The 25,864-nt window shown below is 45.2% G+C and carries 28 protein-coding genes; 16 read left to right on the top strand and 12 right to left on the bottom strand.

Annotation, left to right across the window (positions count from 1 at the left end):
* The 8 genes from proB to D1155_RS15895 form a co-directional block, all read right to left on the bottom strand.
* A complete protein-coding gene (gene proB, locus D1155_RS00250; protein WP_160200409.1) occupies positions 1 to 807 on the bottom strand; it encodes a glutamate 5-kinase in 807 nt (268 codons plus the stop codon).
* The gene (hydF, locus tag D1155_RS00245; RefSeq protein ID WP_160200408.1) at positions 800 to 2,023 is read right to left on the bottom strand and encodes a [FeFe] hydrogenase H-cluster maturation GTPase HydF; all 1,224 of its coding nucleotides are present in this window, start codon (positions 2,021 to 2,023) and stop codon (positions 800 to 802) included. The genes proB and hydF overlap by 8 nt, the downstream gene beginning before the upstream one ends.
* Entirely contained in the window at positions 1,998 to 3,428 is a 1,431-nt protein-coding gene (hydG, locus tag D1155_RS00240) for a [FeFe] hydrogenase H-cluster radical SAM maturase HydG (RefSeq protein ID WP_160200407.1), read from the bottom strand. The genes hydF and hydG overlap by 26 nt, the downstream gene beginning before the upstream one ends.
* Positions 3,429 to 3,483: 55 nt before the next feature.
* Positions 3,484 to 4,545 carry a [FeFe] hydrogenase H-cluster radical SAM maturase HydE gene (hydE, locus tag D1155_RS00235; RefSeq protein ID WP_160200406.1) on the bottom strand — a complete coding sequence of 354 codons (1,062 nt, stop codon included), beginning with the start codon at positions 4,543 to 4,545 and terminating at the stop codon, positions 3,484 to 3,486.
* Positions 4,532 to 4,777: a TM1266 family iron-only hydrogenase system putative regulator gene (locus D1155_RS00230; RefSeq protein ID WP_160200405.1), complete on the bottom strand. Its 246-nt coding sequence runs from the start codon at positions 4,775 to 4,777 to the stop codon at positions 4,532 to 4,534. The genes hydE and D1155_RS00230 overlap by 14 nt, the downstream gene beginning before the upstream one ends.
* 140 nt (positions 4,778 to 4,917) lie before the next feature.
* Entirely contained in the window at positions 4,918 to 5,598 is a 681-nt protein-coding gene (locus D1155_RS00225) for a YoaK family protein (protein WP_160200404.1), read from the bottom strand.
* Positions 5,598 to 6,254, bottom strand: coding sequence for an AbgT family transporter (locus D1155_RS00220; protein WP_160200403.1), 657 nt, complete (start codon positions 6,252 to 6,254; stop codon positions 5,598 to 5,600). The genes D1155_RS00225 and D1155_RS00220 overlap by 1 nt, the downstream gene beginning before the upstream one ends.
* 37 nt (positions 6,255 to 6,291) lie before the next feature.
* Positions 6,292 to 6,417 carry a hypothetical protein gene (locus tag D1155_RS15895; RefSeq protein ID WP_279261281.1) on the bottom strand — a complete coding sequence of 42 codons (126 nt, stop codon included), beginning with the start codon at positions 6,415 to 6,417 and terminating at the stop codon, positions 6,292 to 6,294.
* A 102-nt stretch (positions 6,418 to 6,519) separates the two neighbouring features.
* On the opposite strand from D1155_RS15895, the gene D1155_RS00215 reads away from it, so the two are divergent.
* From D1155_RS00215 to nadE, 4 genes are all read left to right on the top strand, one after another.
* Complete coding sequence (locus tag D1155_RS00215) at positions 6,520 to 7,194, top strand: Crp/Fnr family transcriptional regulator (RefSeq protein ID WP_160200402.1); 675 nt, start codon at positions 6,520 to 6,522, stop codon at positions 7,192 to 7,194.
* A 478-nt stretch (positions 7,195 to 7,672) separates the two neighbouring features.
* A complete protein-coding gene (locus D1155_RS00210; RefSeq protein WP_160200401.1) occupies positions 7,673 to 8,119 on the top strand; it encodes a hypothetical protein in 447 nt (148 codons plus the stop codon).
* Positions 8,120 to 8,195: 76 nt separating this feature from the next.
* Entirely contained in the window at positions 8,196 to 8,732 is a 537-nt protein-coding gene (locus D1155_RS00205) for an isochorismatase family cysteine hydrolase (RefSeq protein WP_160200400.1), read from the top strand.
* Between the two features lie 4 nt (positions 8,733 to 8,736).
* A complete protein-coding gene (gene nadE / locus D1155_RS00200; RefSeq protein ID WP_160200399.1) occupies positions 8,737 to 9,510 on the top strand; it encodes an NAD(+) synthase in 774 nt (257 codons plus the stop codon).
* A gap of 40 nt (positions 9,511 to 9,550) precedes the next feature.
* On the opposite strand, the gene D1155_RS00195 is transcribed toward nadE, so the two are convergent.
* Positions 9,551 to 10,699 carry a PucR family transcriptional regulator gene (locus D1155_RS00195; RefSeq protein WP_160200398.1) on the bottom strand — a complete coding sequence of 383 codons (1,149 nt, stop codon included), beginning with the start codon at positions 10,697 to 10,699 and terminating at the stop codon, positions 9,551 to 9,553.
* Between the two features lie 174 nt (positions 10,700 to 10,873).
* On the opposite strand from D1155_RS00195, the gene D1155_RS00190 reads away from it, so the two are divergent.
* The 6 genes from D1155_RS00190 to D1155_RS00165 all read left to right on the top strand — a co-directional run bounded on the left by D1155_RS00190 (position 10,874) and on the right by D1155_RS00165 (position 18,066).
* Positions 10,874 to 12,154, top strand: coding sequence for a cytosine permease (locus D1155_RS00190; RefSeq protein ID WP_160200397.1), 1,281 nt, complete (start codon positions 10,874 to 10,876; stop codon positions 12,152 to 12,154).
* Positions 12,155 to 12,185: 31 nt separating this feature from the next.
* Positions 12,186 to 13,283: a DUF917 domain-containing protein gene (locus D1155_RS00185; RefSeq protein WP_160200396.1), complete on the top strand. Its 1,098-nt coding sequence runs from the start codon at positions 12,186 to 12,188 to the stop codon at positions 13,281 to 13,283.
* Positions 13,284 to 13,295: 12 nt separating this feature from the next.
* Positions 13,296 to 14,039 (top strand): aspartate/glutamate racemase family protein, encoded by a 744-nt coding sequence (locus D1155_RS00180; protein ID WP_160200395.1) that lies wholly within the window; start codon positions 13,296 to 13,298, stop codon positions 14,037 to 14,039.
* 63 nt (positions 14,040 to 14,102) lie between these two features.
* Positions 14,103 to 15,320 (top strand): Sapep family Mn(2+)-dependent dipeptidase, encoded by a 1,218-nt coding sequence (locus tag D1155_RS00175; RefSeq protein WP_160200394.1) that lies wholly within the window; start codon positions 14,103 to 14,105, stop codon positions 15,318 to 15,320.
* A 166-nt stretch (positions 15,321 to 15,486) separates the two neighbouring features.
* Complete coding sequence (locus tag D1155_RS00170; protein WP_160200393.1) at positions 15,487 to 16,911, top strand: UDP-N-acetylmuramoyl-L-alanyl-D-glutamate--2,6-diaminopimelate ligase; 1,425 nt, start codon at positions 15,487 to 15,489, stop codon at positions 16,909 to 16,911.
* A 108-nt stretch (positions 16,912 to 17,019) separates the two neighbouring features.
* A complete protein-coding gene (locus D1155_RS00165) occupies positions 17,020 to 18,066 on the top strand; it encodes a hypothetical protein (protein ID WP_160200392.1) in 1,047 nt (348 codons plus the stop codon).
* A 59-nt stretch (positions 18,067 to 18,125) separates the two neighbouring features.
* On the opposite strand, the gene D1155_RS00160 is transcribed toward D1155_RS00165, so the two are convergent.
* Complete coding sequence (locus D1155_RS00160) at positions 18,126 to 19,013, bottom strand: Rpn family recombination-promoting nuclease/putative transposase (RefSeq protein WP_160200391.1); 888 nt, start codon at positions 19,011 to 19,013, stop codon at positions 18,126 to 18,128.
* A gap of 233 nt (positions 19,014 to 19,246) precedes the next feature.
* Here D1155_RS00160 and D1155_RS00155 point away from each other — a divergent pair, with 233 nt between their 5' ends.
* A complete protein-coding gene (locus tag D1155_RS00155) occupies positions 19,247 to 19,678 on the top strand; it encodes a DUF2383 domain-containing protein (RefSeq protein ID WP_160200390.1) in 432 nt (143 codons plus the stop codon).
* A gap of 4 nt (positions 19,679 to 19,682) precedes the next feature.
* On the opposite strand, the gene deoD is transcribed toward D1155_RS00155, so the two are convergent.
* Together deoD and rpsT are read right to left on the bottom strand one after the other, a co-directional pair.
* Positions 19,683 to 20,387, bottom strand: a complete 705-nt coding sequence (gene deoD, locus D1155_RS00150; protein WP_160200389.1) for a purine-nucleoside phosphorylase — start codon at positions 20,385 to 20,387, stop codon at positions 19,683 to 19,685.
* A gap of 114 nt (positions 20,388 to 20,501) precedes the next feature.
* On the bottom strand, positions 20,502 to 20,774 hold the full coding sequence (gene rpsT, locus D1155_RS00145) for a 30S ribosomal protein S20 (RefSeq protein WP_160200388.1): 273 nt from the start codon (positions 20,772 to 20,774) through the stop codon (positions 20,502 to 20,504).
* 167 nt (positions 20,775 to 20,941) lie between these two features.
* Between rpsT and gpr the strand changes: the two genes are divergently transcribed.
* Genes gpr through hemW form a run of 5 tightly spaced genes read left to right on the top strand, consistent with a single transcriptional unit; the run spans position 20,942 to position 25,852 of the window.
* Positions 20,942 to 21,829, top strand: a complete 888-nt coding sequence (gene gpr / locus D1155_RS00140) for a GPR endopeptidase (RefSeq protein ID WP_160200387.1) — start codon at positions 20,942 to 20,944, stop codon at positions 21,827 to 21,829.
* A 33-nt stretch (positions 21,830 to 21,862) separates the two neighbouring features.
* On the top strand, positions 21,863 to 22,720 hold the full coding sequence (spoIIP, locus tag D1155_RS00135) for a stage II sporulation protein P (RefSeq protein WP_160200386.1): 858 nt from the start codon (positions 21,863 to 21,865) through the stop codon (positions 22,718 to 22,720).
* Positions 22,721 to 22,722: 2 nt separating this feature from the next.
* Positions 22,723 to 22,881, top strand: coding sequence for a hypothetical protein (locus tag D1155_RS00130; RefSeq protein ID WP_160200385.1), 159 nt, complete (start codon positions 22,723 to 22,725; stop codon positions 22,879 to 22,881).
* A 54-nt stretch (positions 22,882 to 22,935) separates the two neighbouring features.
* Positions 22,936 to 24,744 carry a translation elongation factor 4 gene (lepA, locus tag D1155_RS00125; RefSeq protein ID WP_160200384.1) on the top strand — a complete coding sequence of 603 codons (1,809 nt, stop codon included), beginning with the start codon at positions 22,936 to 22,938 and terminating at the stop codon, positions 24,742 to 24,744.
* Positions 24,728 to 25,852 (top strand): radical SAM family heme chaperone HemW, encoded by a 1,125-nt coding sequence (hemW, locus tag D1155_RS00120; protein ID WP_160200383.1) that lies wholly within the window; start codon positions 24,728 to 24,730, stop codon positions 25,850 to 25,852. Before lepA ends, hemW begins: the two co-directional genes overlap by 17 nt.
* Positions 25,853 to 25,864: the final 12 nt, after the last annotated feature.

The raw sequence follows: 25,864 nt of genomic DNA, 5'->3' as shown, positions 1-25,864 counted from the left end.
CTAGTCCTCCAAATTTCCAAAAATCGTTCCGATGTCTTTTCCATCAAATAAGTCGTATAGATTTTCCGGACGGTCACCAGCAATGACACAGCACGGGATTTTCGCACTTGTAGAAATCTGTGCCGCACTGACTTTTGTTGCCATACCGCCGGTACCAAACTTGGAACCGGCACCGCCTGCGAGGGTGGTGATTGTATCATCGATGACAGGCACGTGGGCGATGCGTTTTGCGTCGAGGTGCTTTCTAGGATCTTTGTCGTAAAGCCCATCAATATCGGTTAAGATGACCAGAAGGTCTGCGTCCGTCAATGTAGCGACGATGGCAGACAGGGTGTCATTGTCGCCGATACTGAGTCCCTCTAGTTCGTCAGTGGCAACGGTGTCGTTTTCGTTGACGATAGGAATAATACCGAGGGCAATCAGTTCAGAAAAGGTATTCTGAACGTTTTCTCGGCTTCGGTCGTTGTCTACGATATCTGCGGTGAGCAGAATCTGGGCTACAGTCTGACTGAACTCACCGAAAAATTTATCGTACATAAACATCAACTCGCACTGCCCAATGGCAGCCAGCGCCTGTTTTTTGCTGGTTTCTTCGGGACGAGTTGAAAGTCCCAGCTTGCCGATGCCGACACCGATAGCGCCGGAGGAAACTAGAATGATTTCTTTTCCGGCATTCTGCAAATCGCATAGGACTTTGCAGAGGTTTTCGATGTGGCGCAGGTGCATTTTGCCGCCAGCGTGAGTCAGAGTAGAGGTGCCTACTTTGACGACGACTCTTCGACTATTTGTAATTTTATCTTTATTCATGAAAAATCTCCAAGCTTCTATCTAAAATCCCATTGATATGGGCGATGAGTGTACCGTAATTGGTAAAGGGAACGCCGGCTTTCTTGGCAAGTTCCATGCGAGAAAGCATTTCCCGCTCGTTTAGCATGCAGCCGCCGCAGTGGACGACCAGGGCGTAGGGGGATAAATCCTGCGGAAACTGCCCACCGCTGGTGAAGTGAAAATCCAGCTTTTTTCCCGTAAACTTCTCAATCCAGCCGGGCAGTTTTACGGTGCCGATGTCTTCGCACTGCCTGTGGTGTGTACAGCCTTCTGAAATGAGTACCCGGTCGCCGTCAGAAAGCGTTGGCAGATGATGGGCGCCTTTTGACGCCGTTTCCAGAATACCTTTGAATCTCGCCATCAAAATGGAAAAGGAAGTCAAAGGTACGCTGCGGGGAACGATTTCCTTCACCTGATGAAATGCTTGACTATCAGTAACTACCAGAGCAGGGGGGGCTTTCAGCGCGGAAAGACAGGCGGAAAGTTCCGGTACCTGAGTTACCATAGAAATAGCGTGGGTGTCCAGAATATCGCGAAGGGTCTGCACCTGAGGCAGAATTAGTCTGCCCTTTGGGGCGGATTCGTCGATTGGCGTAACTAAAATCACCACATCATTTTTACTTAGCTTATCTCCGATGAGTTGCTTGACAGGTGCAGTAGATTTTCCCAGCTGTGCTAGTTTTTCTTTTAATTCTGTAATGCCGCTGCCGGCTTTTGCACTGACTGCAAGGAACGGAAAATCAAAATCCTTTGTGCCGGGGACAGCTGCAAGGAGGTCAGTTTTGTTCAGTACGATGATGTAAGGAATCTGTTTTTTCTTCAGTAGTTCCATCAGAGAAAAATCGTCTGAGGATGGTTTTTCTGCAGCGTCGATGACCAGCACTGCAACATCGGTCTTTGCCAGTATCTGATAGGTTTTTTCTACCCGCTTTTCACCGAGGATGCCTTCATCATCAAGGCCTGGCGTATCGATAATTACTACAGGTCCCAGAGGCAGCAGCTCCATGGCTTTGCTGACCGGGTCGGTGGTGGTGCCTTTTACGTCAGATACGATGGAAAGGGACTGATCGGTCACTGCATTGACCAGACTGGACTTTCCGGCGTTGCGCCTGCCGAAAAAGCTGATATGCACTCTGTTTGCGCTGGGGGTCTGGGAAAGACCCGACAAATTAGAATCTGAAGTCTCTCTTGCCATGTTCTATCTCCTTGATGTATTCTTCTGCAATTTGACGCACTTTTTCTTTCGGAATGTTGCAAAGCTCCTTTTCAATTAGGGCTTCGCCGACTTTACGGGTATCTGCGGAAGCGTAGTCCACCAGATATTCTTTCAGGGTCATCAGCGCGTTTGGATGGCAACAGTTTAGAATTTGTCCGTTTTTGCAGAGGGTCATGAAGCGGTCTCCAGTTCTGCCTTCTCTGTAGCAAGCGGTACAAAAACTTGGAATATAGTCCATATCCATGAGCCATTTTACTACTTCGTCCAGTGTTCTTTTGTCGTCGGTTTCAAACTGTGCGGAGTTTTCTTCTTCCGGCTCTTCTTCGTCGTAGCCGCCGACGCTGGTTCTGGAAGCACCGCTGATCTGGGAAATGCCCAGGTGCAGCGCGCGGGCGCGCATTTCCTGACTTTCTCTGGTAGACATGATCATGCCGGTATACGGAACAGCGATTCTGATGATGGCGATAATTTTTGCGAAGAGGTCGTCGGTAATACCGCCGTCTACGCCGCCGTCAAAGTCGGAAGGGTCTACATCGTCTGCAGGTCTGATCCTCGGCACGCTGATGGTGTGCGGCCCGACGCCGTGTACTGCTTCCAGATGTTCTGCATGCATGAGAAGACCGGCAAGCTCGTAGCGGTAGAGATCAAGACCGAACAGTACGCCAAGACCGACATCGTCGATGCCAGCTTCCATGGCTCTGTCCATAGCTTCTGTATGCCAGTTGTAGTTGTGCTTCGGTCCGGTCGGATGCAGCTGTTCGTAGCTTTCTTTGTGGTAGGTTTCCTGGAACAGAATATAGGTACCGATGCCGGCATCTTTGAGCATTTTGTACTCTTCTACAGTAGTTGCGGCAATGTTCACATTGACACGGCGGATATCGCCGTTTTTATGGTGAATGGAATATACGGTTTTAATACATTCCAAAATGTATTCGATTGGGTTGTTGACAGGGTCCTCTCCGGCTTCCAGGGCAAGACGTTTGTGTCCCATATCCTGCAGGGCGATGACCTCTTTTTTGATTTCTTCCTGGGTCAGTTTTTTTCTTGCGATATGCTTGTTCTGATGGTGGTACGGACAGTAGACACAGCCGTTGACGCAGTAATTGGAAAGATACAGCGGTGCGAACATGACGATACGGTTGCCGTAAAAGTCTTTCTTAATCTGTTCTGCCAGTGCGTACATTTCCTCGGTAATCTCTGGGTCTTCGCAGGAAAGCAGAACGGAGGCTTCTCTATGGCTTAAGCCTTTGCGAAGGGCAGCCTTATCTAAAATGGAGCGAACCAGTTTTTTGTTGTCCTTATTTGCGTCGGCATAAGCGAGGGTGTCTAAAATTTCCTCGTGACTGATAAATTCTTCTGCGTGTAATGATTTTGGATTGTACATGATATTTTTACTTCCTTTCTTTCGGGTCAGAATCTCTTTCCCGTTAGGTTTTAGTTCATTTTATGTCAGGATAGTCGCCGCGTGCGGTCACTATCTCATAACCAATTCTTTCAACTTGTTTCTTTAATTGTAAAATACCCTCAGCACTTTCTGCGCCGGTGGCGATTTTATTGTCGTAGAGCCGATAGTTTTTCCGGACAGAAGCCGGAGAAAGGTTGGGCATGATGACGTTGGCGCCTGCACAGATGCCGCGAAGCCTGCCGTCTTCCGATGCCGTTCCGAGGGCTGTGGTTGCTGGGAGCAACGCTTTTGGCAAAAGGAGCCTAATGATGGAAAGAAGCTTTACGGTCAGGTCAGCAGAGCCGGCATACTCCTTTTCAAAGGGCGTGCCTGCAGCCGGAATGAAAGGTCCGATTCCAATCATATGAGGCTGAAATTCTACTAGAAACCGCAGGTCTTTCAGGATATGTTCTATGGTCTGACCTGGAGAGCCGACCATAAAGCCGCAGCCTACCTGATAGCCAATTTCTTTTAGGTGCTGCAGACATTCCATGCGGTTTTCAAAGGAAAGGTCCTGCGGGTGCAGTTTTTGATAATGTGCTTTGTCTGCGGTCTCGTGACGCAGCAGATATCTGTCTGCGCCGGCATCAAAAAGTCTCTGATAGCTTTCCTGGGAGCGTTCACCTGCAGACAAGGTGATGGCACAGTCTGGGTGGGCAGCGCGAATTGCTTCGACCAGTGACGCCAGTCTGTCATCATTCCAATAAGGGTCTTCACCGCCTTGCAGAACAAAGGTGCGAAAGCCAAGTTCGTAGCCGTTTTCGCAGCACTGCAGAATTTCTTCCGGTGTTAGCCGGTAACGAGTCACGGACTTGCAGCCTTTGCGGATACCGCAATAATAGCAGTCATTTTTGCAGTAGTTGGTAAATTCGATGAGACCTCTGATATAGACATGGTTTCCGAAGGTTTGTCGACGCAGGATATCTGCTTTTTCCTGCAGATACTGGTTTTTCTCAGGGGAATCACAGGCAAGCAGTGCAAGGAGTGCGTCATCTTCCGGTACAGTGCCTTTCGCCAAGGCGTCGATGGTGCGCGTTACTGGATTATTCGTTGGCATAGGCGACCTTGCTGCTGATACCCGGCAGCTTTCCAATCTTACCGGACAGCGCGTTGATGATATCTGACGGCGCATCGATGGCTACGCTGATAATATGCATTTCTTTTTCCCTGTAGGGCAGTCCCATTCTGCCGATAATGTAACTGCTGTACTGATGCAGCATATCGTTAAGCTCTTCTACGACATTTAAGTCTTTTACAATAATTGAAATTAATGCAACTCTGTTTTCCATTATAAACCTCCTTGTCATTATTTCTATGATAACATAAAAGTTGTAATATTTATACACAAAGTTTGATAAAATCAAACTTTTCGTGTGAAAAAGAGCCGTGCTTACAAAGGAATGTAATGACGACTCTTTTTCTGAAAGATTTATGAAATATAGTTACTTGCTTTTTTCATCCACAGCGCCAGAAGCAGCATGATCACAGCGCAAATCCAGACGGCTTTTTCGGAAAGCCAGAGACAAAACAAGGTGCCGGGAACTGCGCCTAAAGCAAAAGAAAAGGTCAGTGCCACGAAGGTGCAGACGGTTTTTAAGGATTCTGCGTCTTTTACTGTGAGAAATTTATATAATTTCTGACCGACGTTTCTGATGTTGCCGGTGCAGATGGTTGTATTATGAGCAGTTCCCATACAGGTGCGGAAAAGGCATAGCTGAAATCCCATAAAAAAGGAAATAAATAGGGTCACTGCCATGCTGGCGGTATCTTTGGGAACCAGACCTGCCAGAAACAGGGCGGCACTCTCAAGGAGGAGCGCTGTTTTTCGCCAGTCGCTTCGCATGTGCTTTCTGCCCAGCCATGCTTTGAGGAATTCACTGAAGGCGGCGCCGAGAATACAGGAAACAATGGGAAGAAAATAAGTCAGCGCGATATACCAGTTTCCCAGCGCCAGATTGATGCCAAGGTGTGACATGTTGGCTGTGTGCATATTGGCGAGAATCCCGTCTCTGGTCATGTAAGTATATGCGTTCATGTATCCGCCCACCAAGGTGATGATGATTAAAAACAGCGGGCGCTCCCAAGGGGGAAATGTGTTTTTCTTTTCCATTAGAACGGCCCCAGATTCATCAGTGTTGCGATGGAAACCGACAGGAATCCGATGAAAATCCAAATGCCGCAGAGAGGCAGTACCCATTTTAAATATTTTTCAAAAGGCACCTTCGATACAACGATACAAGCCATCAGCGAGCCCAAAGTCGGACAGATTAGATTGGTAAAGCCGTCGCCATAGTGATAGGCTAAAACAGCAACCTGTCTGGTAATGCCGATGGTATCTGCCAGCGGCGCCATGATTGGAATCGTTGCAGCGGCCTGTCCTGAACCTGATGGAATGAGGAAATTCAGGAAGCACTGGAAGATATACATGCCGTTAGCTGCAACAATCTTTGGCAGTCCGTCAAGAAGGTTGGAGGCATAGAACAGGATAGAATCGATTATAACACCGTCTTGCAAAGTCAAGAGAATGGCTTTTGCAATACCGACGACCAGTGCAGCGAAGGTCATATCAGCAGCGCCGTTTACGAAGGATTTTGCCATAGCGTTGGGACTGATTTTTCCTGTAATTCCGATGATCAGGCTAAAGATTAAAAATAGGGTTGCAATTTCCAGCATGAACCATCCATATTGAAATACGCCGTAGAGCATGATTAGGATGAGGGAAACGAATTCGACCAGAATGATTTTCTGTCTTGTTGTGATCGGCATAAAGTCTGTCGGAACCTCGTCTTCATCGGCTTCTTCCTCATATTTTTAAGGTGTCTATGCCAATTTGCGCGGCAAGGGGCACGGAACTATGCACCATGCCGTTTTTGGCATAGACAATTTGTCTTTTGGAAGGATAGGAATAATTGTTGTTGATGAAATCCATAAATTCACCTCCTTGTGAAGTTGATAACAGTATAATCGTAATTTTTAGACTATGCTGTAGCAAATGTTACACGCGACAAATATTTTTTGTGGTATGATAAAAATGGCGCCGATATTGTTTTATGAGATGTCTTTATGGGGTAAGGCAATTGAGAACTATCCTGTGCAAAATTTTAAGGCAGGCATACAGATTCGAATACAGGGAGTAGATGAAGGCGATATGCTGATTGTTAAAAGCGGGTTTGCACTGATTACAGTGGTCTTGGATGATGGTACAGAGACGATTTCTCATATCGGGGGAGTGGGCTGTGCGTTTGGTTATATCAGCGCAATAAGCAGGAAACCTTATCAGACCTCGATTTGCGCTTATACGGACTGCAGCTGCTATGTGATTTCAGGAAGAGATGTACGTTTATTAGTGGAAGATAATGCTTCATTTGTAAAGAACGCGCTGCGCATTTCTGACATGCAGGGTGATTTATATTTCAACAGGATTACATTGCTTGCGATTCCGCAGTCACAAAGCAGACTGCTGACGCTGCTTCTTGGATTTGCGGCGGTCTGCGGCAGAAGGAGGGCAGATGATACTGTGACTATTAAACTGGATTTAACCCATCAGATACTCAGCGAAATTCTTCATTTAAATCGAGTTACTGTTTCCAGGTTGATGAGTAATTTTGCCAGTGCAGGGGCAGTGGAGAAAATAGGAAGATACTATGTGCTGAATCTTTCGGTAGTTGAGATATTATTGGATGGAGGGACAAACTGCACGGAATGAATAAAATTTACAATAAAAGGAAAAAATAAAAATATTTTCCTTTTATGATATAGTGTGATATAATACAGATGTTGTCATAACCAATCCGGCAACGGAAGGGAGGGACACATTTGTTAACTACTTTTGTTCTTTCTGTAATGGAAAGTATAATCGCCTACTATATTTGCAAATGGTTAGACAGAAAAGATGACAACAACTAGCCTCGCGCATCTCCTGCTGAAAAAGGAGAAAAGAAAACCCGGCAGCTGCAACTGCCGGGTTTTCTTTTGCACACATTTCGTGTTAACTACTTTTTGCCTACTGGCATTATACATCATATCCGACACGAATGTCAACTATACATCGCGTTTTATTTTTATATAGAATTTCGCAGCCGACTTTCTTATAATCCACGAAAATGACGCGGATTGATTTATTACGGGAGGGGAAGTATAATAGGATTACAAGTATTAACCTAAGTAAAAATATGGAGATAAAGATGAAACGAATCATATGGCGGATTTGGAAATGGCTGCGGGGAGAAAATACAGGAAGACCTGCAGTTTATATCGGGGAAAAAGGCGACAGTATTAAGGGGGAAAAACAAATTGCACAGCTGTTGGCAGAATATAAGCTGCAGATTACACCGCACGAATATGACTATTCGCTTTATGAGAACTATTTAAAAGAGAATTTTGATTTAGAAGAAATTAGTTTGGAAGAAATGATGGAGCAAAATCAAATTCATTTTGAAATCTTTCAATTTAATTATAGCAATTGCATCTTTTTTGCAGAGAGTAAGTTCGATCCGATCTTTTTTCGGATTGTAAAGAATCAAAAGAGCGCATGGCTGTACGACCAAGAGGGAGAGGAATACAGAACCGACTCCGTGAAGTTGCTGAACCTGATTAGTCTCATGCGGTGGAACGAAATCATTGCAGAATAAAGGCGGTATCGCATTGACCGCCTGGCTTTTTTGATGTAAACTGGAATGCAGAAAGAAAAAAGGAGAAATATAAATCATGGAAAAGAATAAAATTCTGCTGGTCATCGATATGCAGAAGGATTTCGTAACAGGAGCTTTGGCAAATCAAGAGGCACAGCAGATTATTGAAAATATAAAGAAAAAAATCGAAAGCTATAAAGAGCGCGGCTTGCCGGTATTTTTTACAAGGGATACCCATGGCGAGGACTACCTGAATACCCAGGAGGGCAGGCTGCTGCCGGTCCCGCACTGCATCAAGGGCAGCGATGGATGGCAGATTATTGATGAACTGGCGGATTACGTAGCCGAAGGAAACACGCTAGACAAACCGTCTTTCGGCTGTCTCGATTTACCAAAGTGGCTTTGCGATAAGCTGGCGGGAGCATCACCAGCGGAAATTGAACTTTGCGGCGTTTGCACAGATATCTGCGTGATTTCCAACGGAATGATTTTGAAGGCTGCTTATCCTGAGACGCCAATTACCGTGGAGGGTTCCTGCTGTGCTGGTGTAACGCCGGAGAGCCATAACAACGCCCTTGAAGCGATGAAAATGTGTCAGATTTTAGTGAGGTAGAAAGATGTATCAGTTTGATGTAGAAAAGGTAACGAGGGATGTGATTTCCTGGATTCAGGAATTTTTTGAAGTAAATGGCAAGGATTGCAAGGCAGTTGTTGCCATCAGCGGCGGAAAAGACAGTTCTGTGGTAGCTGCACTTTGCGTAGCCGCACTTGGAAAGGACAGAGTGTTCGGTGTGCTTCTGCCAAATGGCGAGCAGGCGGATATTGACGCGTCTAAGCTGCTGGTATCCCATCTTGGAATAGACCATACTATTATTAATATTAAAGCAGGATTTGACGGACTGCTCGGAGAAATTACAGATAAGCTACCTTGTGAGGTGACAAAGCAGACGAGGACCAACCTGCCGGCGAGACTTCGTATGGCGGCAACTTACGCTGTGGCGCAGTCCATGAACGGACGTGTTGCCAACACCTGCAATTTGTCGGAAGACTGGGTAGGCTATTCTACCAGATATGGCGATGCGGCAGGAGATTTCAGCCCGCTGTCCCATCTTACTGTGCAGGAAGTCAAAGCCATCGGCGCTTACCTAGGCCTTCCTGAAAAGCTGGTGCAAAAGACTCCAATCGACGGACTTTCAGGGCTTTCCGATGAAGAAAATCTGGGATTCACTTATGCGGCTCTTGACACTTATATCAGAACCGGTGTTTGTGAAGATGAGGAAGTCAAAGCAAAGATTGACTATAAGCGCAAAATGAACAAATTCAAGCTGGAACTGATGCCCTCCTTTGCTTATGACGGACCGGTGCTGGCAAAAGACGAGTCTCTGATGTAATCGTAGGGCAGCGCATGGCGTAAAAGCTATACAAAACGGCTCAGCGCTGCTTCATATAGTGGATTTTTGAGATGATAGAGATTGTCTCCAGAAAGTCCATATCACTTTTTCCATAAGGAATCAGCTCTTTTAGCTTACTGATACGATAGCGGATGGTATTTTCGTGTACGAACATTGCCTCCGCTGTTTTTTTGTAGTCCATTTCATATTCGGCAAAGATTCGCATGGTGTCAAAAAGACAGGTGTTGTTTTGTGCGTCAGACTTTTGAATCGGCAGCGTGATGTCATTGTAAAATTCTTCTAGCGCAGGGCTTCCCAAAAAATCCACAAGAATGCGGGCAACACCGAGTTCGCTGTAGTCAATTCGCCCTGCTGCATCAGGCTTGCCGGCAGTGATGCACAGCAGACTTTCTGAGATTGCTCTGCCCGCATCATCCAGTTTATGGGGATTGCTGACACCAATGCGTGCGCCGGGAAAGGCAGTATGGATTTGGTCGGCAGTGTGCTGTATGGTTTTAGCGGCAGTATCGTTTCTGCTGTCCGGGTAGGAAAGCAGAAACAGGATTCCACCGCGAAATTCTGCAGCAAAATTTCTAAGGTCGCGAATGATGATAGAGATGAGATTGACAATATCGCTTGGCAGTACATCTGCTTCGGTCTGTGCGAATAGTGCCGTGATATTTTGCTGGAAGGAAGGGTTAAGTTCTCTCAGAAGATGGTGTTTTTCATCGGCGGAACTGTTGCGGCTTACAATGGTTTCCAGCTTTTCTTCCAGTGTATTTTTCTGCTCCATGGCAATTTTACATTCCACAATGCTTGCAATAACCAGAGAATAGGGGGTGCGGCAATTGAGAAAAATGACGGGAAGACCTGCAGCGTCGCAAAGGGCAATTGCATCTTTTGGCAGCGTATTCATATATTCGTCAAAGACAATGAGTGCAGCGCCTTTTTGTGAAATCAGATAGTCCAGCGTATGCATGATGTAAGAAGTATCGTCTTTCCCATAGTAAAAGAAGGTCAGATAGACATCGCCGGGAAAAAGCTGAATATCTGTATCAATCTCACTGATGGGATTGTCGTAGATATTGATATAGTGAATTTCATTCAGGAGCCCGCTTTTGCCTGCAACCAGACGGTAGCCGCTGAAGATATCCAGGTTCAGGATGTCTGAAACGGTGATTTTTTTCATTTTTTTCCTCTTTTCGACAGTGCTATTTGTATAAATTATAAATGAATCCTGGGAAAAAGCAATAACGAATTGTGAAATTTACAAAAATAAGCTTTCTTTCTTAGGCTTTTCGATAATGACAAGTTATCAGAAAATTGATATGATTGGTGCAATCAAAGAAAAGGAGTTTTTACTATGCTAGAAGAAAACAAAAAGTCAATGGAAGACTTTGCTCTAGAGAGAGTAAAGCCTGAAGACCGAAAAGGGTGGGTTTCACTGGCTGCTGTGCAGACAGGACTGTTTATCTGCGTTCCGAGCCTTCTGCTGGGTGCAATTCTGTCGGCATCTATGCCGCTGTGGCAAGCCCTTGCAGCGGGAATTATCGGGTATCTGCTTACGATTCTCATCTCTTTCTTTCTGGGGATGCAGGGAGCAGATTTGGGGATTCCCAGTGCGGTGATTACCTGCTCAACTTTTGGAACGAAGGGAGCCAGAATTTTAATCAGTTCGCTGCTGGCAATTTCCATGATTGGCTGGTTCGGCATCAACTGCAACGTATGTGGCGATGCATTTTCTAACCTGATGAAAATTGCAACCGGCTTAGAAATTCCAGTAACCATATCCTCTATCATCTGGGGTGTGATTATGCTTCTGAGTGCTGTGTTCGGTATGAATGCGCTGAAAAAGCTGGATTCCGTTTCCATTCCGCTGCTGGTTATCATCATGGTGCTGGGTACTGTGATGGCATTTAGAAAGTTTGGGTCTGGCGGGCTTTCTGTAGAGGTAGAACAGTCCATGACTATGATTCAGGGCATCGGTCTTTCCTTCAGCTTTACGGCAGTGGCTGCTGTCACTTGTTCTGATATTACCAGATTTCAGAAGAGTAGAAAGGAAACTATCAAATCCACTTTCTGGGGAATACTTCCAGCGGCTATTTTTACGCTGGTTTTGGGAATTCTCATGACAAAGGTAGCAAACGATTACGACATTTCGTCTGTACTGGCAACAGTGGGACTGCCGTTTCTGGGCATTATTGTGCTGATTCTGGCAACCTGGACCACGAATTCCCTCAATGCCTATTCTGCGGGACTGGATGTGGTGATGACCTTTAATCTGCCGGATAACAAGAGAAAGCTGGCGACCTTGGTGACCGGTCTTGTAGGCATCGTCCTGGCAGTGCTGGGCATTCTGGGACACATTGAATCGTTCCTGAGCCTGCTGTCCTATGTGTTCTCCGCCATGGGCGGCGTCATGATGGCGGACTACTGGATTGTCGGAAAAGGGAAACCGGAAAGCTGGCACAGAGTGGAAGGCTTCAACTGGACTGGTATTATTTCGACGGTAATCGCTATTGCCATTGCAGCTTTTGTGGTGAAAGTTGACTACTCTGGTTTGCTCTGGGGACTCATCGTTTACCTGGTTGTTGAAAAATTCATTCCGTCAAAGTCGAGAGAGCTGGACGGAACAGTGGAATAATTTAGAAGAATTTTGATTGGAGGATAGAATTATGAGAAAGCTTGAAAAACAAGAAATTATTGATATTCTTTATGGTTGCACCATTGTAGGCACTGGCGGAGGTGGAGACTTAGAACTGGGACTTCGCACCATGGAGGAAGATTTTGAACAGGGTAAAGATTTGTACATAGCAAGTGTGGACGAAGTGCCAGATGACGCGTACATTGCAGTGCCGTATATGTGCGGCTCTCCTGCTTCGCTGGAAGGCGGCGGAGAGGAGTATGCCCACCTGCCGCTTCTGGACTATCCGGAATCGCTGCTGGCATTCCGCACCTTAGAGGATTACTTCGGTCAGAAGTTTTTTGGCGCGGTTTCTACAGAACTCGGTGGTGCAAACACTGCCTTTGCGCTTCACGCAGCCTGCCAGCTGGGTGTTCCTATTATCGACGCTGACCCGGCAGGGCGTTCTGTACCGGAGCTGCAGCACAGCACTTTCTTTGTGAAAGACATTCCTATGGCGCCGATTGCGTTGGCAACACAGTTTGGTGATGCTATGATTGTAAAAGATATTGTAGATGATATGCGTGCGGAGGATATTGTTAGAAGTGTGGCTGTTGCCAGCGGCAACAAAATCGGTGTGGCGGACCATGCTATTACCGGAAAACAGCTTCGCGGTGCAATCATCCCTGATGCCTTGTCTTACACGCTGAAGCTGGGGCAGGCCCTTCGAAAAGCAAAGGAAAATGGTGAAGATGTAGCCGAAAAAGTCTGCGAGGCAGGAAACGGCAAGGTACTGTTCCGTGGTATCGTAAAAGAATGGAAAGTAGAAGAAACTGGAGGCTTTATCTTTGGCGATACTGTACTGGAAGGTACTGGCGCATATGAAGGTCACGAGTATAAGTTCTGGTACAAGAACGAGCATCTAGTTTCCTATCTGGATGGTGAAGTGGACATTACAGTGCCAGATTTAATCTGTGTTGTGGACAAAGACGGCACACCGGTGACTAACCCTAATTACGAGAACGGCATGGAACTGACCGTATTCGTACTGCCGGCACCAGAAATTTGGAAAGCGGAAAGAGGTCTTGAAGTATTTGGTCCAAGAAGTTTCGGCTTTGACTTTGATTACGTGCCTTTTAATGAAAGATAAGAGGCGCAGGTGATGAAACTAAAATTTATCATCCCTGTGGTAGGAGATTTTTCTGCATACAGTGAAGAACTTGCCGCATATCTGAAACCTCATCTGACGGCGGAGACGGAACTGGAATTTTCCAGTCTGCAGTATGGGTTTGAAACGGTGGAGACAGAGCTTGCCGGCATGGTAAACGGCAGTCAGGTCGTCATGTCGGTGCGGGAAAATGCGGAGGATTTTGATGGCGTCTTTGTGGACTGTTTTGATGATCCGGGCGTGTATGCACTTCGAGAGATGGGGCTGATACCGGCTGTAGGACCTTATGAAGCAGCGGTAACTACTGCTCTTTCTTTGGGAGAGAGAATCGGCATCATTACTACTGATCAGGCAGGCATTTTAAATGAAGAGAAGAAGGCAAGAGCCTTTGGAGTCTCAGAGCGTATCACCTCTATTCGGGCGCTGGACTTGATGGTGGAAAATATCAAAGAGGAAAAGGAGAGAGTGCTTGCATCTTTGGCAGATCTCTGTGCTGATATGGTGCAGAAAGACAGAGTCAGTGTCATATGTCTTGGCTGTACGGCAATGTACTATATCTACGACGACTTGCTCCAGATTCTTTCTGAAAGACGGATTCGTGTCAATGTCATTGAGCCGGTATTGAACGGCTGTGTGACGCTGGAATCTATGGTGCGTATGGGATTTAACAACTTTGTACCGGGTGAAGTTGCTTTTGATTCGCTGCACTGGTCTCAGACTGAGGGTAGACGGAATTAAGGCTTTCGTGTATAATTGAGTGCATAGATGAATATTTTGCAAAATATCGGAGGATGATACAAAATGATTAAAAACTTACAGAAATTGCTTGCAATTCCCAGCGTAACCGGAACGCCAGAAGTTTTCGATGCGCTTGCCTGCGTACTAGATATTTGTAAGGAACTGGGATTTCGTACGAAGAATGTAGACGGAAAACTGGGCTATGCAGAAATCGGTGAAGGTGAGGAATTGATGGGTATTCTTTGCCACTTGGATGTGGTGCCGGCAGGAGAGGGCTGGACCTGCGAACCTTTTGCCGGAACGGTAAAGGAAGACCGCATTTATGGACGCGGAGTCATGGACGATAAAGGGCCTGCTATGGCAGCGATTTATGCTATGAAGGATGTGCTGGAATCGGGAAAAAAACTTAACAAGCGCGTTCGTATTATCTTTGGTGTGATGGAGGAATGCGGCGACTGGGAAGATATGGAGTATTACAAGTCCTGTGAGGAAATTCCATCCTTCGGATTCACACCAGACGCTGATTTTCCTGCGATTTATGGAGAAAAGGGCATTCTGATGGCAGTGCTTTCTATGGATGCAGCGAAAGCAGGATTTTTGGAGATTGCCGGCGGTGACGCGCCTAACATGGTGGCGGCATGGGCAAAGGGAAAGCTTTTGGACGGAAGTGTTTTTCAAGAGACAGGTAAAGCTGCTCATGGCAGTACGCCGGAGGATGGAGAAAATGCGATTACCAAACTGATGGAAAAGGCTGCTGCCAGAGATTGTCACTTTGCGAAGGTGTATATGGATAAAATCGGCTGGTGCCTGGACGGCTCTGGTTGTGGAATCGGTCTTTCTGATTCTGCCAGCGGTGGGCTTACCTTTAATGCCGGTAAGATTTCTATGGACGATGGAAAAGTGAAGCTGGCAGTGGATATTCGCTATCCGGTCACTTATGCAGAAGAAGATGTGGTGTCAAAACTGTGTGATAATTTTGCTGATGCGGAGATTGCGGTAGAAATTGAAGCGGCGATGAAACCAGTTTATATGGCTCAGGACGGATTCGTCATCAGTAAGCTGATGGAGGCATACCGAGAGGTAACCGGTGATGATACACCGCCGCAGCTGATCGGCGGAGGTACTTACGCAAGAGCCATGGATAATATCGTGGCGTTCGGTCCGGCATTTCCAGGCAGGGAACTGACAGAACACCAGGCAAATGAATGGATTTTTACAGAGGATCTGGAAAAAGCTAGAGAAATCTACCGGCTTGCCATCGAAAAACTGGCATGTGAATAAAAATACGACAGGCTGTCTGCAGAAAGAGAATTGCGTTCTTTCGTGCAGGCAGTTTGTTTTCATGGGTTTGCTGTGGAGAAACTGGAATATCCCGTTGTTATTTTTTCATAATGATGGTAAAATATAGACCATATGGGAACCATAAAATCCAGGAGGGTATGAAACTATGTTTTTATCAGAATTATTTTCGGGTCAACCCGATATTGAAATAAAAGGTCTTTGCATTGATTCCAGAAAAGCCGTAGCAGGGGATATGTTTTTCTGTTTAAAGGGACTGGAAGCGGACGGGCATCGCTTTGCAAAGATGGCATGTGAAAAGGGCGCAGTCTGCGTGGTTCACAGCGATGAGGTTGAAAAGCTCGCAGGGGTTACCTATGTGAAAGTCAGCGACACTAACAAAGAACTGAATCGCATTTGTGATTTGTTTTTTGGACAGCCAAGCTGTAAGATGACAGTCTTTGGTGTCACCGGAACCAACGGGAAGACCACTACAACCAGCATTATCAGTGATGTATATGAAAAGCCCTGCGGCTATATGGGAACGATTGCAGTTCGCTACGGTGATGTGAGCAGAATTCCTAGTCTGACGACGCCGGATGCACTGGAGATTCACGGGAATTTAAAGGAAATGGCGGATTATGGCATGGAAGCGGTCGCTATGGAAGTCAGCTCTCACGGTCTTGCTATGGGACGTACAGATGCAGTGGATTTTGATGTGGCTATTTTCACGAATCTGACTTACGATCATTTGGATTATCACAAGACCATGGAGCAGTATTTTGAGGCGAAGAAGCTGCTCTTTACGCAGATGAAAGAAAGCGGAGTGGCAGTGCTTAACGCAGATGAGGGGAGTTTTGAGGAGTTAGCAGCATGTACAGCTTGCAGATATGTGACCTACGGAATCGACAGAGATGCGGATTATAGGGCTGAAGATGTATGCCTTTATGTCAGCGGTTCGGAGTTCACGCTGGTACATGATGGAAAGCGGTATCCGGTAAAAACGAACCTTTCTGCCAAATATAATTTATATAATTTATTGGGCGCAATCGCTGGTATGCATCAGGCGGGTATGGCTATTGAGGATATGCTTCCAAAACTTTCGCACATTTCGCAGGTGGACGGCAGAATGGAAATTATTGATAAAGGGCAGGATTTTACGGTTATTGTAGATTATGCCCACACGCCGGACGGATTTGAAAAGGTCTTTCAGTATGCCAAAGAAATTGTCAAGGGCGGAAGAATTTTTTCCGTATTTGGCTGTGCCGGCAAGCGGGACAAGGTAAAGCGAAAGGTGCTGGGGCAAATTTCCGGCAAATATTGCGATACTGTCTATGTGACCGAAGAAGATCCGAGAGACGAAAGTGTCGCACAAATCAGCGAGATGATTTTGTCTGGCATGGAACACGAAAACGGTGTTGTGATAGAGGATCGCTATAAGGCTATTGAGGCAGCCATTACCGGTGCGAAGACCGGGGACTGCGTGCTGATTCTCGGCAAAGGGGACGAGACCTATATGTATCATAAAGATGGCAGAGTGCCTTGGATGGGTGATCACGAAGCAGCGAAAAAAGTGCTGAATGAGATGAAATAAGAAGAACGACAGGGTATATTGGAAAAAAGCAGCGGTGCAGATATTATATGATGGCTATTACAAAAAATACTAGAATCGTAAAGATATGATTCGGGAAGGAGCATTTTCTTGGAAAAGTTTAGAATCAAAAACAGATTGTGGATTTCTATTCTGCTTATTCTATCGATATGTATGATGTCAATTCATGTGTACGGCGGTGAGAAAAGAGAGTGGGCAAAAGTTAGTGACTGGACAGAAGTTATAGTAGCAGGAGACTCGGAAAGCGATCAAGTTAAGGTCGGAGCGGAGGGAAAGCTGCGCATTCAGTGTTGGGAAACAGAAGAATCTCCCGATTATGATGAAATGCAAACTGCACCATATCAATTAAAAGTTTCTTTAATTACCGGAGACCGCAATTACAATCAGACTTTTACAGTCAATACCTCTGAACGTGCAGACCGGGCTTATTACAAAGAATTTAATTTTACAGACTTGCCTGAGGGAACTTATGAGATCACAGTGATACCAGAGGCGGACGTATGTATTTGCTTTAGGTCGTATACCTATGAGACCGTATTTGTAGAACCAACTTATAAAGAATTATCCAGACTTGCAAAGTCGCTTGCGACAAAGAACATTGTTTATAAAAACATAGATGTCGGCGAACATGCCAGACTATATGGCAAAACTATTTCATCAGACGCAAAATTCAGTTATGAAACCATGTACATTTTGGGTGGTTCCTGTCAATCATATATAGATATAAAAAAGAAGGGAAAGACTGCAACCTTGAGACTTGCAGTAAGAGGGCGCGTTGCGCTTGTTTCTCCTATCGGCTATTATAATCTCAATCTGGAAAAGATTCGGTTTTATACAAGTAATCGAAGAGTTACCATGGAATTAGGAGATGAAACCGAATGGAGCAGGTACAACTACAAAAATGGAATGTATTCATCCTGTTCAGATTGGTGGGTGACACTGTCTAGCAATAGTAAAGACCGAGAAGAACAGTTGAACAAAATCATTAAGATTTTCGAACAAAAGAAGGTTCGCGTTCGTGTTTATGGTGATGATGGCGCGTCAGTTGTTTTGAAATTAAAGGAATCCCAACGAAAAAATTGGCTTGGGGTATTTAAAAAATATAAAAAATTACTAAAAGAATATTGGTACGAGTAAGTAAGGAATATCAGTGATATATAAATCAAAAGAGTGCGAACGGTTTTCCGTTCGCACTTTCACTGTTTTAGATATTCTAATGCTTTTTCCTCTGTCAGATGGAAGAGGTTTATCAGTTTGGTGAAGATTCTATCGTCGGGTATGCCTTCCGTGCGATTATCCAAGATAAAGATTTTAATGCCTTGTTCGATGCCTTGTTCGATGCCCTGCGCAAGTCCCTGCTCGGCGGCTTCCTTTGCAATTAAATTTCTGTATTCTTCCATCGTGAATTCATAAAACTTCATTTTCTCGATTTCCTCCCCATGTTTTTTTAAAAAGTCTACGATATGGCCTTCCTCAATACAACGCTGGACTGCTAATCTGATAGAATTTTCGAGAGATGCGCCACTGCTTAAATTGTTTTTTACATAAGTAACCAGCTTGCTGTAGCCCAGCAAGGTTTTGCTGCGATTTAAAATTTCGTTATCTTTATTGTATCGCAAATTGATGAGCTTGACTACTAAATTTAACGAGTTTTCGGGAGGCGCTTCGATAAAACTGTCAGCAAGGCTTAGGCTTTTGACGTTCCAAGGTTCATTTCCTGTATAGAATACATAAAAGACAGGCGTTGGCAGTTTGATTTGGGTGCTGCTGTAAAGCCTGTCTGTATCGATAAGTTTTGTATATGTATCTGTTGAATAACCCAGTAATCGCAATGGAATATTGGGATTGATCGTGCTTTGATGTTCTGCCATAACGATAATTCTGTCCTCGATAGTGAAGCTTAGATCGTTGTATTTTTCTAAGAATAGCACATTATTTAGTGTTGTAATTCTGATTTTTGTTTCAGGTCCATAGCTTGTTCCGCTCAGTGCATTGTAAAGTTCCAAAGCGGTTTCTTCATTGGAAAACAGTTTTGAGAAGACACTATCCTGGTAATTTCTGTTTGAATGAATCGTTTTATCCATATTTTTCCTCCTTGTGTGGTTCTGTGGTGTTAAGTTTAAATTAGGTTTGAATTGACCTTATCAATCCGCACGCAAAAAGAGCAACCCAATTGGATTGCTCTCGTTAAAAAATTACTGAAATTTCCTTTTATACCTATAACTGTATTATAACTTGACTTCTCCCCAAATGCAAGTCTTTTTTGCATAAGTGTTGCTGAACGTGTGAATACTAAGTCAAAAAGGAGAATGAAATCATGAACGAAGATAGTATTAGACTTTTACGGGAAGTTAACGCGGGCTGCAAAAATGCAACCAATAGTTTTGATCAGGTTATTGAGTTTGTTAAAGAGCAGGATTTGAAAGACTTGATTGAAGAATACAGAAAGGAACATCAGCTTGTTGGAGATATTGCCCACCAGCTTTTGAACAACGATGGTGAAGATGAAAAGGACCCGCCGACAATGGCAAAAGCTATGATGTGGTTTACTACAGAAGTAAAGATGATGATGTCTGATGATGATAGCCGTGTTGCGGAGCTTTTGATTGACGGATGTCATATGGGGATGAAGTCCTTGGGAAAGTATTTACGTCAGTATGAAAATGCCGACCAGAAGGAACGTGCCCTGGCCGGCAGATTGATGAATATTGAAATGGAACTGTACAAAAAATTAATGGTCTTTCTTTAAAAGACTATTTGATTGCTGCTTCCAGCGCCAGCTTCATCATATCAGTAAACTGGTTTTGACGCTGCTCGACAGTAGCTTTATCACCGGTGATAAAGTGGTCGCTTACAGTCATCATAGCCAGTGCATTGCGGCTATGATATGCGGCGTTCATATAAAGAGCTGCGGCTTCCATTTCTACAGCTAGGACGTCCATAGACGACCATTCTTTCCACCATTTGGTTCCCAGCTCATAAAATACGTCACAGGATACGGTGTTTCCGGCTTTAAAGGAAATGCCGTTTTCTTTTCCAGCGTCCATGACTTTTGTTAAAAGTTCAAAGCTGGCGCTAGGGGAGTACTGCCCCGGTACATGAAATGCATGCTGATAATTGGAGTCAGTGGAGGCCGCCAGGCAAACCAAGATATCACCTACGGAAAGTTTTTCGTGGAAAGCGCCGGCAGTGCCGATTCTGATGATGTTTTCTACATTGTATTCTGTAAAGAGTTCCCAGGAATAAATTCCCATGGACGGCATGCCCATACCACTGCCCTGCACAGAGACGGGAACCCCTTTGTAGGTTCCGGTATAACCGTACATATTGCGGATCTCTGAGTATCTGACTGCGTTTTCCAAGAAGTTTTCTGCAATGAACTGGGCTCTCAGCGGGTCGCCCGGCATGAGAACGGTCTTTGCGATTTTGCCTTTTTCGGCGCCGATATGTAGTGACATAATAATCAGTCCTTTCTATTTTGGGTAAAAGTAAAACCGATGGGAGACACATCCATCGGTTTTGTTGCTCTCGCATGTGCATTTAACTTATGCACTGGTGGGGACGGGTGAGACTTATTTTGCTGCTTTTGCAGCGTTGAATCTTTTAGCTAATCTGGAAACTTTTCTGGAAGCAGCTTTCTTGTTAAGAGTACCTTTTGCTGCAGCCTGCATTAATTTCTTTTCAACTACTACAAATTTCTCTGCAGCAGCTTCCATGTTGCCTTCTTCTAAAGCAGCATCGAAATTCTTAAGAGCAGTCTTTACATGGTCCTTAACTCTTCTGTTTCTAGCCGTTTTCTTGTCGATTACTCTGATTCTTTTTTTTGCGGATTTAATGTTTGCCATAATTATTCACCCCACTATTTAAATTTTTAGCTTTGTTACGCTAAATTCGCACATTAAGTATAGCCTAAACAGTGGGAATTTGCAAGGCTTTTTTAGCAAGTTACATATTTACCGCCTTTGCGGGCATACTTTTTAAAGAAAAACTACACATCACGGAGGTGATTTTTTTGAAATACAGAACAGACCTTGCAGTGGAAGGCGTTGAAAATTTGGAACAGTCTGGTGTTCGTCCGGGAGAAAAGGACGGCATCGTGATGGACAAGGAAAAGATTGATGAAGACATCAAAGTAACGACCATTGACATAGTCAATCTAAAGGGTGAAGCCATGCTGGGAAAGCCTTGCGGCAGGTATGTCACCATGGAGGTTGCGGGGATTATCGATGAAAAAGAGGGGATTTCGGAAAGAGCGGCAAAGGCTCTTGCAAGGCAGCTCTCCAAGCTGGTGAAACATCGGTACGACCTAAAAGTACTGGTTGTAGGGCTTGGCAACGAGAAGGTTACACCGGACAGTCTGGGGCCGCATACCGTTTCTAAGATTAAGATAACCAGTCATCTTTTCAAAATTTTCGGCTGTGACGGCGATGAAGAAATGTCCAATGTCAGCGGATTGGCACCGGGGGTAACTGCAACCACTGGCATGGAGACGGCAGAACTTATCGAAAAGGCAGTAGAGATGACAAAGCCCGATGTAGTTATCGCCATCGATGCGCTGGCTGCAAGAAATATCGATAGAGTCAGTACTACCATTCAAATCAGCGATACAGGCATATCACCTGGTGCTGGTATGGGGAATGTGCGAAAGCAACTGAATGAAGCCTCCCTGGGTACAAAAGTCATCGCTATCGGTGTGCCTACGGTGATTGATTCAAAGACTGTTATTTTGGAGGCGTTAGAGGAGATGAAAATTCCAGAAGAAAAAGCATATCACTATATGGACAGCAGAGAATTTGACATGGTAGTCACTTCAACGGACATTGACCTTGTCATCAAATCTTTTTCGGACATCATTGCAAAAGCTGTTAATATTACCTTACACCCCGGCATATACTCTTAGAGTACCTTAGATAAGCAAGGAGAGAGGAAGGCAATGAGACAAAAACAGACGATACTTTTTTTTGCACTGCTTTATGTGGTGTCAGTGGCAGGCTTTTTTTTCAAAATGACAGGAGAAGCGGTCAGTGGACAACAGCTGACGGCCATGTGTATCGAAAGCAGCTTGCCGTGTATGGAGCTCATTGCAGACAATGATACTGAACCCGGTGACGAAAACATCACAGCGGCAGTGCAGACCGAGACAGAGAAAAGCAAGGAAGATGAAAAAATAAAGACCAAAAAGGTGAAGAAGAATAACGGCGCACCGAAGGTGCTTATTTATCATACCCATGCCACAGAAAGCTATCTTCCGGCTTCTTCCGGCAATTATCATACGACAAAAGAAGAAAATACGGTGCGTGATGCGGGTGATGTGCTGACTGATGTACTGGAAGAGCGAGGGATTGGTGTGGTTCATGACAAGACACTTCACGACAATCCTTCGTATAACGAATCCTACTCCAGAAGTTTTGAAACTGTTAAGGCACTGCTAAAAAAATATCCATCCATAGAATGTATCATCGATTTGCACAGAGATGCAACGGCGGCAGAAGTCGCAGGTCCAGTACAGACTGTCGGCGGAAAAACCTGCGCCGTATATTCCTATGTGCTCAGCAACACGACGGAAACCTATGAGGAGAACAGCGCTTTTCTTGGGAAGCTGAATACTATTGCGGACAGCAAGTATGGCGGCTATACGGGAGAAATTCTGGAACGGCCTTACTGGTATAACCAGGAACTTTCTGGAAAATCCATCTTAATTGAAATGGGGAATAATCGAAACAATATTGAAGATGTCAGAAGATGTGCAGAGGTGTTCGGAGAAATTCTGGCAGATGCACTGGAGGAATGATTTTGAAAACTTTTAGAAATGCAGTGATTTTGTTCATGCTGTTTATGGTAGGCACCATGGCAGTAGTTCATGTGGACAGGCAGTGTGCCATGATGGAAAGAAATACTGATTCTTTTGCAGAAAGTCTTACAGAAAAACTAGAAAATTACATTGAAAAATAAGCCATCTTGCTATAAAATATATCTTGAAGAAGTACGTGCAAAGCGAGGAAATTTATGGATTATCAGAAATTTATCAGGAATTTTAGTATTATCGCTCATATTGACCACGGCAAATCGACCCTTGCCGATAGAATTATTGAGAATACCGGGCTGGTTGCCCATCGAGATATGAAAGAACAGTTTTTGGACAACATGGATTTGGAGCGGGAGCGCGGCATTACCATCAAGCTTCAGACCACTCGTCTTGTGTACAAGGCCAAGGACGGCAATGAGTATATTTTCAATCTCATCGATACGCCGGGTCATGTGGACTTTACATATGAGGTATCCCGAAGTTTGGCAGCCTGCGAAGGTGCGGTTCTTGTCGTTGACTCCACCCAGGGAGTAGAAGCGCAGACGATGGCGAATGTGTATCTGGCATTGGAAGAGGATCTTGAGATTCTGCCTTGCCTGAACAAGATCGACCTGGCAAGTTCCCGACCAGAGGAGACCAAGGAAGAAATCGAAGAGATGATCGGTATTGATGCATCAGAGGCGCCGCTTGTATCTGCAAAGGAAGGCGTCGGTATTACAGACCTTTTGGAGGCGGTAGTACAGACTGTGCCTGCGCCGACAGGCGATGTGAACGGCAAACTGAAAGCGCTGATTTTCGACTCTGTTTACGATAATTACAAAGGCGTAGTGATTTACACCCGTATCTTTGACGGTGCTGTTAAAGTGGGTGATACCATTCGTCTGATGAATACAAATAAGAAGTATGAGGTCACCGAGGTAGGCGTTATGGCGCCGGGTCATGTGCCGACTAAATCTCTGCGGGCAGGAGAGGTTGGCTACATCTGTGCCAGTATTAAGCAGGTTCGTGATGCAAGAGTAGGCGACACAATCACGCTGGATAAGGAACCGACAGAAGAACCCCTGCCGGGCTACAAGAAAGTGCAGTCTATGGTTTACTGCGGCATTTACCCTGCAGAGGGTGAAAAGTACGAGGGTGTCAAAGATGCACTTGAGAAGCTGCAGGTCAACGATGCGGCATTTCTCTTTGAACCGGAAACTTCTACAGCGCTGGGATTTGGATTCCGCTGTGGATTTCTGGGACTTTTACACATGGAAATTATCGTGGAGCGTCTGGAGCGGGAGTTTGGACTGGCGGTTATCACCACATCGCCGAGTGTAGTATATCGGGTTGTGCTGCAGGATGGCAGTGTGGAGATGATTCAGAATCCGACCAACCTGCCGGATCAGACAGAAATCAGCCATATCGAAGAGCCAATTGTAAAAGCGGACATCATGATTCCAAAAGAATACGTAGGCTCTATCATGGAGCTTTGTCAGGATCGACGCGGCAAAATGCTTCACATGGAATACATCACCGAAAACAGAGTACAGCTCCACTATGAGCTTCCCCTCAACGAGGTTATTTATGATTTCTTTGACGCGCTGAAATCGAAGACTCGCGGCTACGGCTCTTTAGACTACGAGTTTATCCGCTACGAGAAATCTCAGCTTGTCAAGTTGGACGTGCTGCTCAACAAAGATTTGGTGGACGCATTCTCCATGATTGTTCACGAGTCAAAGGCGTACAACAGGGGACGCTTTGTCTGTGAGAAGCTGAAGGAGATTATCCCTATGCACCAGTTCGAGGTGCCGATTCAGGCGGCGGTTGGGCAGAAGGTTATCGCTCGTGAGACGGTCAAGGCATATAGAAAAGACGTTATCGCCAAGTGCTACGGCGGCGACATTTCCCGGAAAAAGAAACTCCTTGAGAAGCAGAAAGAGGGAAAGAAAAGAATGCGTCAGTTCGGAAAGGTGGAAGTGCCACAGGAGGCTTTCACAGCGGTGCTGAAATATGACGACAACAAATAAAGAAAGACAGAAACTGGGAATCTACATTCACATTCCCTTTTGCCTGCAAAAGTGCCTGTACTGCGGATTTTATTCCAGCGGCGGCAGCAGTCTCGCTCAACAGGAGGCATATATAGAAGAACTTCTCGAAGACATCAAGGCCTATGGGGAGGTTTACGGACAGAAGTATCTTGTGGATACGGTTTTTTTCGGTGGAGGCACGCCTTCGATTCTGCCGGCTTCTCTAATCGGAAAAGTTATGGATCAGCTGCGCCAGTGTTTTTTCCTTGATAAAGAGGTGGAAATTACCATAGAGTCCAATCCGAAGACTTTGACCAAAGAGAAATTACTGGCTTACAGATCTTTTGGCATCAATCGGCTTTCTATAGGCATTCAGTCCTTTGATGATGGAATTTTAAAGAATCTAGGCAGGGCTCACGACAGCAGTGATGCGGTCTTAAGTTTTCAGATGGCAAGGCAGTGTGGCTTTGATAATATCAATCTGGATCTGATGTTTGCAGTGCCAGGGCATACTATGGAGATTTGGGAGAAGACACTTAAGCAGGCAGTCAATCTGCAGCCTGCGCATATTTCTTTTTACAGCCTGCAGATTGAAGAGGACACGCCTTATTATGAAATGTTTCAGCGAGGGGAAATTACAGAGATTTCCGATGAAGAGGATCGGCGCATGTATCATCGCGCTATAGAGGTGCTCAAAGAAGCTGGCTATGATCATTACGAGATTTCTAATACGGCAAAGGCGGGGAAACAGTGCAGGCATAATTTGAAATACTGGTCGCTTGCAGATTATCTGGGGATAGGCAGCGGTGCCAGTTCATATGTAGAGGGAGTTCGCTTTACTGAAGCACCTTTTCTGGAATTTCACAAGAACACGAGAGAAGATGATATGTGCGAGTTTGTCTTTACAGGTCTTCGTAAAACCTGCGGTATTGATCTTGCGGAATTTGAAAGACGATTCGCTGTAGCGTTTTGGGAAGTATATGCTGATAGAAGAAAAGAACTTACGGCATTTTTGGAAAGCGGCAGCCTTTTAGAAGACCATGGAAGGCTCAGGCTTTCTGAAGCAGGCATTGATATATCTAATCAGATTATGGCAGTATTTGTATAGCCAGAGATTATT

Origin of the sequence: Anaerotruncus sp. 80, from assembly GCF_009936115.1 — a bacterium.
Lineage (GTDB): Bacteria > Bacillota > Clostridia > Peptostreptococcales > Anaerovoracaceae > Senimuribacter > Senimuribacter intestinalis.
This window is presented reverse-complemented; position numbering and strand designations above follow the sequence as displayed.

Coding starts and splice junctions, on each gene's coding strand:
- D1155_RS00210 (WP_160200401.1), top strand. CDS start 7,673: ATGAAACGAATCATATGGCGGATTTGGAAATGGCTGCGGGGAGAAAAT.
- nadE (WP_160200399.1), top strand. CDS start 8,737: ATGTATCAGTTTGATGTAGAAAAGGTAACGAGGGATGTGATTTCCTGG.
- lepA (WP_160200384.1), top strand. CDS start 22,936: ATGGATTATCAGAAATTTATCAGGAATTTTAGTATTATCGCTCATATT.
- D1155_RS00170 (WP_160200393.1), top strand. CDS start 15,487: ATGTTTTTATCAGAATTATTTTCGGGTCAACCCGATATTGAAATAAAA.
- D1155_RS00220 (WP_160200403.1), bottom strand. CDS start 6,254: ATGCCGATCACAACAAGACAGAAAATCATTCTGGTCGAATTCGTTTCC.
- rpsT (WP_160200388.1), bottom strand. CDS start 20,774: ATGGCAAACATTAAATCCGCAAAAAAAAGAATCAGAGTAATCGACAAG.
- D1155_RS00190 (WP_160200397.1), top strand. CDS start 10,874: ATGCTAGAAGAAAACAAAAAGTCAATGGAAGACTTTGCTCTAGAGAGA.
- D1155_RS00225 (WP_160200404.1), bottom strand. CDS start 5,598: ATGGAAAAGAAAAACACATTTCCCCCTTGGGAGCGCCCGCTGTTTTTA.
- proB (WP_160200409.1), bottom strand. CDS start 807: ATGAATAAAGATAAAATTACAAATAGTCGAAGAGTCGTCGTCAAAGTA.
- D1155_RS00205 (WP_160200400.1), top strand. CDS start 8,196: ATGGAAAAGAATAAAATTCTGCTGGTCATCGATATGCAGAAGGATTTC.
- D1155_RS00230 (WP_160200405.1), bottom strand. CDS start 4,777: ATGGAAAACAGAGTTGCATTAATTTCAATTATTGTAAAAGACTTAAAT.
- D1155_RS00155 (WP_160200390.1), top strand. CDS start 19,247: ATGAACGAAGATAGTATTAGACTTTTACGGGAAGTTAACGCGGGCTGC.
- D1155_RS00215 (WP_160200402.1), top strand. CDS start 6,520: ATGGCGCCGATATTGTTTTATGAGATGTCTTTATGGGGTAAGGCAATT.
- deoD (WP_160200389.1), bottom strand. CDS start 20,387: ATGTCACTACATATCGGCGCCGAAAAAGGCAAAATCGCAAAGACCGTT.
- hydG (WP_160200407.1), bottom strand. CDS start 3,428: ATGTACAATCCAAAATCATTACACGCAGAAGAATTTATCAGTCACGAG.
- D1155_RS00180 (WP_160200395.1), top strand. CDS start 13,296: ATGAAACTAAAATTTATCATCCCTGTGGTAGGAGATTTTTCTGCATAC.
- hemW (WP_160200383.1), top strand. CDS start 24,728: ATGACGACAACAAATAAAGAAAGACAGAAACTGGGAATCTACATTCAC.
- spoIIP (WP_160200386.1), top strand. CDS start 21,863: ATGAGACAAAAACAGACGATACTTTTTTTTGCACTGCTTTATGTGGTG.
- D1155_RS15895 (WP_279261281.1), bottom strand. CDS start 6,417: ATGGATTTCATCAACAACAATTATTCCTATCCTTCCAAAAGACAAATT.
- hydF (WP_160200408.1), bottom strand. CDS start 2,023: ATGGCAAGAGAGACTTCAGATTCTAATTTGTCGGGTCTTTCCCAGACC.
- hydE (WP_160200406.1), bottom strand. CDS start 4,545: ATGCCAACGAATAATCCAGTAACGCGCACCATCGACGCCTTGGCGAAA.
- D1155_RS00195 (WP_160200398.1), bottom strand. CDS start 10,699: ATGAAAAAAATCACCGTTTCAGACATCCTGAACCTGGATATCTTCAGC.
- D1155_RS00185 (WP_160200396.1), top strand. CDS start 12,186: ATGAGAAAGCTTGAAAAACAAGAAATTATTGATATTCTTTATGGTTGC.
- D1155_RS00175 (WP_160200394.1), top strand. CDS start 14,103: ATGATTAAAAACTTACAGAAATTGCTTGCAATTCCCAGCGTAACCGGA.
- D1155_RS00160 (WP_160200391.1), bottom strand. CDS start 19,013: ATGGATAAAACGATTCATTCAAACAGAAATTACCAGGATAGTGTCTTC.